The 10,982-nt window shown below is 76.8% G+C and carries 6 protein-coding genes; 3 read left to right on the plus strand and 3 right to left on the minus strand.

The features are described 5' to 3' along the window. Positions 1–68: 68 nt before the first annotated feature. From AIIKEEIJ_RS28345 to AIIKEEIJ_RS33790, 3 genes are read right to left on the minus strand one after another with little or no spacing between them, the layout of a single operon-like run. Entirely contained in the window at positions 69–1,613 is a 1,545-nt protein-coding gene (locus AIIKEEIJ_RS28345) for a hypothetical protein (protein WP_161997054.1), read from the minus strand. After that, positions 1,604–4,072 (minus strand): LuxR C-terminal-related transcriptional regulator, encoded by a 2,469-nt coding sequence (locus tag AIIKEEIJ_RS28350; RefSeq protein ID WP_161997055.1) that lies wholly within the window; start codon positions 4,070–4,072, stop codon positions 1,604–1,606. Before AIIKEEIJ_RS28350 ends, AIIKEEIJ_RS28345 begins: the two co-directional genes overlap by 10 nt. Before the next feature lie 3 nt (positions 4,073–4,075). Continuing rightward, positions 4,076–5,935, minus strand: a complete 1,860-nt coding sequence (locus AIIKEEIJ_RS33790) for an Hsp70 family protein (protein ID WP_161997056.1) — start codon at positions 5,933–5,935, stop codon at positions 4,076–4,078. A gap of 246 nt (positions 5,936–6,181) precedes the next feature. On the opposite strand from AIIKEEIJ_RS33790, the gene AIIKEEIJ_RS28360 reads away from it, so the two are divergent. From AIIKEEIJ_RS28360 to AIIKEEIJ_RS28370, 3 genes are all read left to right on the plus strand, one after another. Beyond that, the gene (locus tag AIIKEEIJ_RS28360; protein ID WP_161997057.1) at positions 6,182–8,446 is read left to right on the plus strand and encodes an IniB N-terminal domain-containing protein; all 2,265 of its coding nucleotides are present in this window, start codon (positions 6,182–6,184) and stop codon (positions 8,444–8,446) included. 118 nt (positions 8,447–8,564) lie between these two features. Next, positions 8,565–10,391, plus strand: a complete 1,827-nt coding sequence (locus tag AIIKEEIJ_RS28365; protein ID WP_029545575.1) for a dynamin family protein — start codon at positions 8,565–8,567, stop codon at positions 10,389–10,391. After that, the coding region (locus tag AIIKEEIJ_RS28370) for a dynamin family protein (protein ID WP_338021028.1) at positions 10,388–10,982 on the plus strand (595 nt) is incomplete at its 3' end. The genes AIIKEEIJ_RS28365 and AIIKEEIJ_RS28370, both read left to right, overlap by 4 nt.

Consider the following 10,982-nt stretch of genomic DNA (forward strand, 5'->3'; position numbering starts at 1 on the left):
CGGGTTTCGTGCGCGGTCGTGCCGCGGAAGCGGACACAACCGTGTGACAGCGTACGGGACGGGGAGGGTCACCCTGCCGCCTCGGAACCGGTCGTGTCCGTTGGGTCCGGTTCCGTGGTTTCGGGGGGCGTCGACGTTGACGTCCCGGTCGGCGCGACGGTCGTGGGGGTCGTCGTCCGTGCGGGCCGGTCCCGTTCGCGGGTGGCTTCGCTCGTGGTCGGTGCGACCGTGGTCGACCGCGTGGTGGTGGACGGGGCCGGCCGGGACATCGTGGCCCGGACCGACGTGGTCGGCGGCGCGGCCTCGGCGGCGGTGCCGGGGGCGGGGGTGAGCGCCACGAGCCCGGAGTCGACGGTGGCCGGCGCCGCGTCCGGGGCGGTCGTCGTGGTGGTGGCGGTACCGGTCGGGGTGCCGGTGCTCGGGGGCACCTGCACCGCGCTCGACAGCGACTCGTAGGCGGCGCCCGCCTCCCGCACGGGTGTGTCCGCGGGGGTGTCCCGCAGCGAGAACACCAGGGCGCCCATCCCGACGAGCAGCGCGACGGCCGCCGCGACGGCGCCGCCGACGACCAGCCGGTTGTGCGGGGCCCGGTCCGGGCCCCCGGGCACCGCGTCCGCCTCGGTGCCGGCCGCTGCGACAGTGCCGGCCGCTGTGACAGTGCCGGCCGCTGTGACAGTGCCGGCCGCCGCGACGGGGGCCGTGGCCGCGACGGGCGGCTCGACGGGGGCGACGGGGTCGAGCTGGGTGCGCGCCGCGGCGCCGGTGCGGACCGCCGGCATGATCCGGGTGGCGCCGAGCATGTCCGCGGAACCGGCCGCGGCGGCGAGCGCCGCGCCCCGCACCACCGCGTGCTGCGGCTGCGGCGGCAGCACGCACCGCACGCCCATACCGGCCTTCACTGTCTGCGCGACGAGTTGCGCCGCCGACGGGTCCACCGGCTCCTCGGTGCTGATCACGACGGCGTCGAGGTTGCTGACGAGCCAGCCGAACGCGCCGAGCGCGGCCGACAGCTGCGCGGGTACCGACGGGGCGTCCCCCTCGGGGTAACGGAACGAGCGGCCCGCGGCGACACCGGACCGCACGAGCGTCACCGTCGATCCGCCGGCGTCGAGGTGATAGACGGCGACGAGCCGGCCGCTCTGCTGTGCGACCCGGGACTCGAACCAGGCCGCGACGGCCTCGGCGTCGGAGATCAGGGTGACGTGCCGCAGCCCGACGTAGTCGAGAGCGTTGCGCAGCACCGCCACGGTCGCCGGCGACCATGCGGTGGGATGTGCGGCGGCGACGGTCGCCGGGGCGTCGCCGACCAGGGGTGCGGCGTCGGCGAGCAGGCATTCCATCGCGGTCGCGACGAGGTCCTCCGCGCGGGAGAGGGCGCCGTCCTCGGCGCGCACCCCGGCCGGTTCGCCCACTCGGTCGACGAAGCCGGAGAAGGAGCTGCACTCGTCGGCGGCGCCGGGGTCACGGACGCCGAGCGTTGCCGTGCCGTCCGAGTGCAGGTGCAGACGGGTGAGGCGTTCGACCGGCTCGGGGTCGGGACGGATGCCCTCGGCGGAGGTGACGGCCACGGCGGACACGATGGTGCCGACTCTCAGGCCCACGCCTACGGACATGCAGAAATCCCCCCGTTCCCACTGGTTGCCGGTTGCCGAACCTCGGCGCCGTGGCCGAGCGCACGGAGCATCGAGATGAGCTCCGATCGCGAGCCGGCGCCGAGCCGCCGCCGGATGCGCGCGACGTGATGCTCGACAGTCTTCGCGGAAATGTACAGGCGCGACCCTACTTCGCGGTAGGTCAGGCCGGCGACGACGAGGTCGGCGACCTCCGCCTCGCGGTCCGACAGGGGGCTCGGCGCCGCCGGCGCGTCGGCCGCGGGCGTGGGCGCGGCGGTGCGCGGCGCGGCCGACGGGTGCCGCACGGCCCGTGCGACCTGGAGCAATGCCGTCGCCGTCGCCGTGTCGTCGACGCGCAGCGCGGCCTCGCCGGCCAACCGCGCCCCGTCCCACGGCAGGCCGATCGCGGCGAGCGATTCCGCGGCCGCCTGCACGCGCGCGGGGTCGGCATCGCCCTGCAGCACCCGCAGCCAGGCCTGCCCGGCCCGGGCCAGGGCGGCCGCGTAGGCGGTGGTCTCCGCCGCCGCCCCGAGGGCCCGGGCGTGCGGCAGCAGCTCCGCGGGCCGGTCCGCGGCGATGGCCGCCTGCACCCCGTACCAGTGCAGCGTCGCGCCCCACAGCGGCGGTTCGTCGAGGGTCGTCAGGAGATCCTGGGCCTGACCGACCAGGTGGGCGATGCGGTCGGCCTCGCCGAGCCGGACCGCGGCGAGCCACAACTCGCCGAGCGGCAGCAGGCTCAGCAGGTCCACCGAGTACTCGGCCACCACGCCCTGCGCCGCGGTCCAGGCGGCGGTCAGCGCGCCGACGTCGCCGCCTCGGCGGGCCAGGCCCACCCGCAGCCCGTGCAGGAACAGCAGGTCCCGCTGCTCGGCGGCGTGGGGGGCGAGCTCGTCGGCGGCGGCCGTCGCGGCCGGCAGGTCGCCGCCGATCAGCGCCGTCCACGCCGCGAGCAGGCGGTGCCGCACGGACGGCGCCGCGGTGGCGCGGCCGAGCACGGCGCCGGCGTGGGCGAGTTCGCCGGAGTGCAGGCACAGCAGCGCGGTGATCGCCTCCGGGGTGTCGGGCAGCAGCCGCGTCCGGTCGGCCGCCCCGTGCACCGAGAGGGCCCGCGTGAGGGTGTTCATCGCGACGCGCCCGTCGCCGCCGACGGACTCGCGCAGGCCCGCGGCCAGCAGCTGCGCGGCCGCCGCGGACGACGTCGGCGCCGCGGCCTCTGTGCCGAACCGGGCGGCGGTGCCCGGGCGGCCCGCGGCGAGCAGCACCGTCGCGGCGATGGGCGCGTCGGCGCCGGCCCGTTCGGGGCCGAGCCACTCGTACAGATCCGCGCTGCGCCCCAGCATGCCGCGGCGCGCGGCGACGGTCGCGGCGATGCGGGTGGCGGCGGCCAGCTCGCCGGCGGGCAGGGCACCGGCCCGGTCGAGCAGACGGTCGGTGAGCTGTCCGGCGGTGGCGAGGTCGCCGGCGAGCCCGGCGGCCTCGGCGCGGCGCACGTCCAGCGCATCGGCGTCGGCGCCGGCACGGATCGCCGCGTCGTACAGCGTGCGGGCCTGCGCGGGCTCGGCCGCGTCGGCGAGCGTCACGAGAAGGGCGGCGAGGCGGGCGTCGGCCACCCCGGCCTCGGCGAGAGCCCGGGCGGCGTCCGCGGTCAGCAGCCCCGCGTCGAGGCGCAGCGCCGCCAGCCGGTGCGCCAGCGTGCGGACGGCGTGGGTCCCGAGGACGGCGGCGGGCACCGCGGCGGCCGCGGGGATCGGGACGTCGCCGTCGACGGTGAGCAGGCCGCTGGCCCGCGCGGCGTCGACGAGCTCGCGGGCGCGGTCCGCGTCGACGCCGAGGACGGTGGCGACCTCGAGCGGGTCGAGGGTGCCGCCGAGGCCGGCGAGGACCAGGACCCGGGGCAGGTCGGGGTCGCCGCCGCCGAGGCGGTCGCGAACGCGGGCCGCGGCGGCCCGCCGGGGATCGGTGCCGTCGCGCAACGCCGCGAGGGCCGCGTCGACGACGTCGCGGGCGCCGCCGGTCAGCCGGTGCACCGCGCGGATCGGTTCCGGGCGCGGGGTGAGACCGAGAGTTGCTGCGCGACCGGCAATTTCGCGCGGGCTGAGGGGGTGCAGTTCGACGAGCGCCGAGTGCGCGCCGAACGCGGACAGCAGCGCCCGCAGATCGCTGCGGTGCGGCCGCGGCTCCGTCGCGACGACCACCGGCCGCTCGCCGCGCCGCACCTGCTCGGCGAGCGCGAGGACCGATTCGGCGGGCAGGGTGTGCGCGTCGTCGACCACCAGCGCCGCCGGCGCGGGGGAACGCGGATCGGTTCCGACGGTGAGGCCCCGGCCGGCGAGCGTCTGCCGCACCGAGGACAGCAATGCGGACTTGCCGCTGCCGGCGGGACCGGTGAGCAGCAGCCGCGGCGGGGTCGCGGCGACGGCGTGCGCGACGTCGCGCGGCAGGGGGGTGGGCTGCGGCATCGGTCAGTTGCCGAGGAGTCCGCCGACACCGTCGACGACGCCACCGACGGCACCACCGACCCCGTCGACGACGCCGCCGACCGCGTTGCCGGTGCCGTCGAGGACCGCGCCGGCACCCTGACCGGCGCCGCCGAGCGCGTCACCGACCTGCGAGCCGTAGTTCGGGGACGGCGCGGGCGCCGGGGCGGGAGCGGGAGCCGGCGCGGGGGCGGGGACGACCGTGGTCGTGGGTGCCGGGGCGACGGTGCCGGGGGCGGGGGTGCCGGGCGCGGGGGTACCGGGGGCTGGCGCTCCCGGCGCCGCACCGGGCGCGGGGGTGCCGGCGGGAATGCTCCCGGCGGGGGCGACGGCGCCCGGCGCCCCGGGTGTCGCCGCCGTGGCCGCGGCCTGGGTGCCCGGTGCCGCACCCGGGGTGGTGCCGCTCGTGCCGGCCCCGGTGGTCGCGGTCGTCGCCGGGCCCCCCGCCGAGGCCGGGGTCGCGCCCGGGACGGTCTCGGAGGTGGCGACGCCCGCACCGGTCTCCGACGCGTCGGAGGTGCCGAGCGTGCCCATCGCGAGACCACCCGCGCCGAGCACGACGAGCGCAGCGGCCGCGGCCCCGGCGAGCACGTAGCGCCGCGAACGGGACGGCGCCGGAGCCGCCGCGGCGGCCCGGGCCGGGACGATCGCCGGGCGAACCGGCGAGACCGTCTCGGCCGGCCGGTCGTGCAGGGTCGTCACGGGCAGCGCGGTGGTGGGCACCTCGTCGTCCGCCGGCGGGGTGACGGTCGCGGAGCTCACCATCGGCGGCTGGGCCGCCGCGGAACTCACCGGCGGCTGGGCCGCTGCCGAGCTCACCGGCGGCTGGGCTGCCCCGAGGGCGGCGGTGTGGGCGGGCCGCGGGCCGGCGACCACCGGAATGCCCAGCTCCGCCGAGATCAGCTCGGCGACCAGGGGGATCGCGCCGCCGCCACCGGTGAGCAGCACCCGCCCCACGTCGGACGGCTCGACCCCGGCGCCGCGCAGCGCCTCGTGCACCAGCGCGATCGACGCCTGCAGCGGGCCGCGGGCGAGTTCCTCGAACTCGTCGCGGACGAGACGCACGTCCCGCCGCACGCCGGGCAGGTCGATCGCGACGACCGTCTCGGTGTCGGTCGACAGCTGTTCCTTCGCGGCCGTCGCGCGGGCACGCAACTCGGCCAGCGCCTCCGTCATGGGGGCGGCGAACGGATCGAAGTCGGGGACGTCGTCGCGCACGGTGTCCAGCAGATGGGTGGTGACCAGGTGGTCGAGGTGACCGCCGCACACGTCCTCGCTGCCGATCGGGCGGCCGAGGAGCACCGGCTCGGCGCCGGTGCGCAGCACCGAGACGTCGAGAGTGCGGGCGCCGAGGTCGTAGACGACGACCACGCCGTCGCCGAGGGGGCCCTGGGCGGCGTCGAGCCAGCGCACCGCGGCGACGGGTTCGGGCATCAGCGTCACGTCGGGCAGACCGGCCCGCGACAGCGCATCGCGCAACGCATCGACGGTGTAGCCGGCCCACGGCGCCGGATGCGCCACCGTGATCGTGGGCGCCTCCGGCAGGTCACGCGACGCCTCGTGCACCAGGCAGCCGATCGCCGTGGCGGTGAGGTCCTCCCCGGAGTACGACGCCCCGTTGTCGGCGAGCACACCGACCGGATCCCCGACCCGGCTCACGAAGTCGGTGAACACCAGCGAACCCGGCGCGGCCGGACGACGACCGAGGTGCGGCGCGTCGTCGGCGGGAAGGTGCAGCTCGCTGGCGCGGGACAGGACGACCGGGCGGTACGTGTCGGCGCGATCGAACGCGGTGGCCGCCACCGAGTCCGCCGAACCGATCGTGACTCCGAGTCCTGTTGCCATGTCGTTTCGCTCCCCTGGTCGGGGCGGACGGATCCGCCGTGTCGCGTTGGATGTCGTAATCGGACACGATGTCGTTAGCCCGATTCGAGACCTTCGGCCCCGGCGCGGGGGCGATCCCCCTATCCGTCCCGATCCCCTAACCCCCGCCCCCGTACGGGCCCCGGACCGATGGGGGACTCCGCCCCCTTGGGCGGGGGACGGGCCGTTCGTAGCGTGAATCGCAGAACACCGACCTCAGGAGATGCGATGTCCACCAACGCTGTGCTCGACTTCATCCTCAGCCTGCTGCGCGACGAAGAGGCCCTCGCCCGCTACTGCGCGAACCCCGACGCCGCCCTGGCACAGGCCGGTCTCGCCGACGTGTGCCACGCCGACATCGTCGCCGTCGCGCCCCTGGTCGCCGACAGCGGACTGTTCGCGGGGACGGCCGCCGAGCTGACCGCGGCGCTCGGTGGGGCGGTGGGTGCGGCCGGCGCGATCGGTGCCGGTGCGGCCGGTGGTCTCACCGGTGGCCTGGCCGGCGGCGCGGGCCTCGGCCTCGCCGGCGGCGCGGGGCTCGGTCTGGCGGGTGCCGTCGGCGGCGGTCTCGGCGGCGGTCTCGGCCTCGACACCGGCTTCGCGGCCGAGCTGGCCGCCGATCTCGCCGGCACGCTTGGCGCGGCCCTGGAACTCGGCGGCGATCTCGGTGCCGCGCTCGGTGCGGCGTTCGGAGCGGCCCTCGGCGCGGGCGGCGCGCTCGGCGGCATCGGTTCCGGCGCGCTCGACCTGGCGGGCGACCTGGACCTGGGCGCGGCGCTCTCCGGCGCCCTCGCCGGCGGCCTCGGGCTAGACGCCGCGACCGGCGTCGTCGCGGACCTCGGTGCAGCGCTCGACGCGGCGCTCGGCGCGACGGCCGGGACCGCCCTGGACCTGTCGGGTGCGCTCGAGGCCGCCTTCGGCGTCGGCGGTGAGCTCGGCGGCCAGCTCGGGGGGGCGCTGGGCGGTCTGCTCGACACCGCGCTCGCCGCGGGCGGCGGCTTCTCCACCGCGGTCGAGGCGGCCCTCGCCGGTGGCGCGGACCTCGCGACGGCCGTCGGCGCGACCCTCGGCGGCACGCTGGGCCTGGGCACCGACCTCGCCGGACAGCTCGGCGGCGCCCTCGAATCCGTCCTCGAGGTCGGTACCGGGCTCGCCGGTGGCCTGGACCTCGGCGGTGGCCTCGACGCCCTCACCGGCGTGACCGCGGGACTCGGAGCCTCCCTGTCCGCGCTGCTCGAGGCGGGCGGCTCCGTCGCCGGTGATCTCGGTGGCACCCTCGGCGCCGTACTCGAGGGCAGTACCGACGGCGGGCTCGTCGGCGGCATCGACCTCGGCGCCCTCCTCGGCGGCGACGCCTCCGGCGGCGTGGACCTCGGCACCGCGGTCGGCGGCCTCCTCGGCGGCGCGCTCGGTCTCGAGAACTCCGCGACCCTCGAGCTCGGCAACGCCCTCAACGTCGCGCTCGACCTGTCGACGACCGTCGAATCGAGCGCCGACGGCACCCTCTCCGCGGTGCTCGGCTCCGCGTTCTCCGTCGGCGGGGAAGCCGGCGCGAACCTCGGTTCCGCGCTGGGTGGGGTGTTCGAGGCCGGCCTCGGCGGAACGCTCGACTCCACCGTGGACCTGAGCTCCCAGCTGGCCACCACCCTCGGCGGCGGTCTCGGCGCCGACGCGGACCTGACCGGCCAGCTCGGCTACGCCCTCGACGGCGCGCTCGACCTCGGCGGGCAGCTCGCCGGCGGCGGCGAGGCGGTCGGCGGCCTCGCCGGCGGCGTGTCCGGGGGACTGGATACCGTCGCTGACCTCGGCGCCGGACTCGGCAGCGGCCTGAGCGGTGGGTTGACGGGCGGGCTCGACGGGGCAGCGGACCTGGGCGGGGACCTGGCCGGTGGATTGACCGGCGGGCTCGACGGGGCAGCGGACCTGGGCGGCGGGCTGGCCGGTGGATTGACCGGCGGGCTCGACGGGGCAGCGGACCTGGGCGGGGACCTGGCCGGTGGATTGACCGGCGGGGTCGGGAGCGCCGCGGATCTCGGGGCGGGGCTCGGCGGCGGCCTGACCGGTGGCCTGGAGGGTGCCGCGGACCTCGGCGGCGAGCTGACCGGTGGCCTGGCGGGCGGCCTGGGCAGCGCGACCGACCTGGGCGGCAGCCTGAGCGGCGGCCTCGACGGCGCCGCGGGCGGCGCGTCGCAGGTCGGCGGCGCCGTCACGGGCGGGCTCGAGGGAGCCACGGACGCCGGCGGTGCGCTCGGTGCGGGCCTCGGCGGCGCGGCCGAGGGCACCTCGCAGCTCGGCGGCCAGCTCTCGGGAGCCCTCGACGGCACGACGGACGCGTGGTCGTCCATCGACGCCGGCGACGTCTTCGGCAGCGCGGGCGGCACCGGTGGCCTGTTCGGTTCCGCCGACACCGGTGCCGACGCCGATCTGCACGGCGGGATCGACGCCGGCGCCGGTGCCGGCACCGATTCCGACTTCGACACCTTCCTCGGCTGACCCACCGCACGGACCCGGCGCCGGCCCCGCGTGCACCACGCGGGGCCGGCGTTCGTCGCGGAGGACATAATCTCGGTGCAGCCCGCACTCCGACAGAAGGCGAGTCGAAGCGATCACCATGCACACGTCGTCCGCAGATGCCGCCGCTCGCCGCGCGGCCCTCGTCGAACTGATCGACGCGGCCGCCGAACACATCCGCGCCGCCGAGCGCGGTGACCTCGCCGCCAGGCTCGAGGCGGCGCGCACTCGCGTCGTCGACCCCCGGCTGCGGGTCGTCGTCGTCGGCCAGCTCAAACAGGGCAAGAGCCAGTTCGTGAACTCGCTCCTCAACCTCGAGGTGTGCTCGGTCGGCGACGACGAGACCACCGCGGTGCCCACCGTCGTGCAGAACGCCGACCGCACCTTCGCCGAACTCGTGCTCGCCGAGCCCGGCCGCGATCCCGTCCGGGTGGACCTGCCCATCGACGAGTTGCAGCACGTCACGCCCGGCACGCCGCGCGCGGGCGGCCGGGAAGTGCTGCGGCTCGAGGTGAACGTGCCGAGCCCGCTGCTCGCCGACGGTCTCGTCCTCGTCGACACACCCGGTGTCGGCGGGCACGGAAACCCGCACGCCGCAGCAACATTGGGTCTGCTTCCGGCGGCCGACGCGGTGTTCGTCGTCTCCGACGCCAGCCAGGAGTTCACCGAGCCGGAGCTGAGCTTCCTGCGGCAGGTGCTGCAGCTGTGCCCGGCCGCAGCGGTGCTGATCACCAAGACGGACCTGTACCCGCACTGGCGCGAGATCGTCGCCGCCGACCGCGGGCACCTGCAGCGCGCCGGCCTCGACGTGCCCCTGCTGCCCGTCTCGTCGCTGCTGCGCAGTCACGCCCTGCGCCTCGACGACGCGTCGCTGCACGAGGAGTCGGGCTTCGAATCGGTGTACGGGTTCCTCCGTGAGCGGGTCGTCGCGCGCGGCGCCGACGCCGCCCGGCGGTCCGTCGCGCTGGACGTGAAGTCGGTCGTCGAACACGTCGCGCTCGGCCTGGGCAGCGAGCTCGCGGCGCTGCGCGACCCCGAGACCGGTGCGGCGGCCGTCGCGGAACTGCAGCGCGCCAAGACCGCCGCGGAGGCGCTGCGCACCCGGGCCGCCCAGTGGCAGCAGACCCTGGCCGACGGCATCGCCGACCTCGCCGCCGACATCGACCACGACCTGCGGGACCGGCTGCGCCGGGTCACCCGCGAGGCGGAGGCCACCGTCGACGAATGCGACCCCGGTGAGGAATGGCCGCGGATCGGGGAATGGCTGGGCGAGCAGGTCGCCGAATCCGTGGGCGACAACTTCGTGTGGGCCCACGAACGTTCGGTGTGGCTCGCGGAGGTCGTCGCCCGGCACTTCGCCGACAGCGGTGCGGTGGACCTGCCGGATCTGCGCCTCGGCGACCTCGAGGGGCTGCTCGAGCCCGTCTCCCGGCTCTCGGACCTCGAGTCGGGCCGCATCGGCGTCGGCCAGAAGATGCTCGTGGGAATGAAGGGCTCCTACGGCGGCGTGCTCATGTTCGGGCTCATCACCACGCTCATGGGCATGGCGCTGGTCAACCCGATCTCCGTCGGGGCGGGAGTCGTGCTCGGCACCAAGGCCTATCGCGACGACAAGCAGGCGCGCATCGCCAAGCGCCGCGCCGACGCCAAGGTCGCCGTCCGCAAGTTCACCGACGACGTCGGCTTCCAGGTGGGCAAGGAGTCGAAGGACCGGCTCCGGCTGATCCAGCGCCAGCTGCGCGACCACTTCACCGAGCTGGCCGAGCAGACGCTGCGGTCGCTGTCCGAGTCGCTGCGCGCCGCGCAGGAGGCCGCGACGGTCGAGGAGGCGCAGCGGCAGCGCCGCATCGCCGAACTCGAGACGCACGTGCGTGCGCTGACGACCCTCCGCGAGCGGGCCGCGCAGCTGGCCGGGGCCGGCGCGTGAGCGTCGAGCAGGCCCGCGAGCTCGTCGCCCACGCGCGTGCCCGGTACGGCGGCGACCCGCGCGCCGCCGAGCAGCTCGCGCTGTGTGCGGCGCGGCTCGAGCAGCCGCTGCGCGTCGCGCTCGCCGGCTCTCTCAAGGCCGGCAAGTCGACGCTGCTCAACGCCCTGGTCGGGCAGGACATCGCCCCCACCGACGCCACCGAGTGCACGCGCGTCGTCACGTGGTACCGCAGCGGCTCGACCCCCTCGGTCACCGCCCGCTACGACGGCGACCGGATCCTCCCGGTGCCGGTGCAGCGCCGCGACGGCCGGCTCACCTTCGACCTCGGCGAGCTGACCGCGGACCGGGTGGACCGCATCGACGTCGAGTGGCCCGCCAGTGCGCTCGCCCAGACCACGATCATCGACACTCCGGGCACGTCGTCGCTGTCACAGGACGTCTCGGCCCGGACGTTCGAGCTGCTGACCCCCGACGACGAAGCGTCCGGCGCCGACGCCGTCGTCTACCTGATGCGCACCCTCGGTGCCGCCGACGTGCAGTTCCTCGGCCGGATCGGCCAGCACGTGGGCGGCGAGTCCGGTCCGCTCGGGG

The organism is Rhodococcus sp. YH1 (assembly GCF_009939605.1).
Classification (GTDB): domain Bacteria; phylum Actinomycetota; class Actinomycetes; order Mycobacteriales; family Mycobacteriaceae; genus Rhodococcus; species Rhodococcus aetherivorans.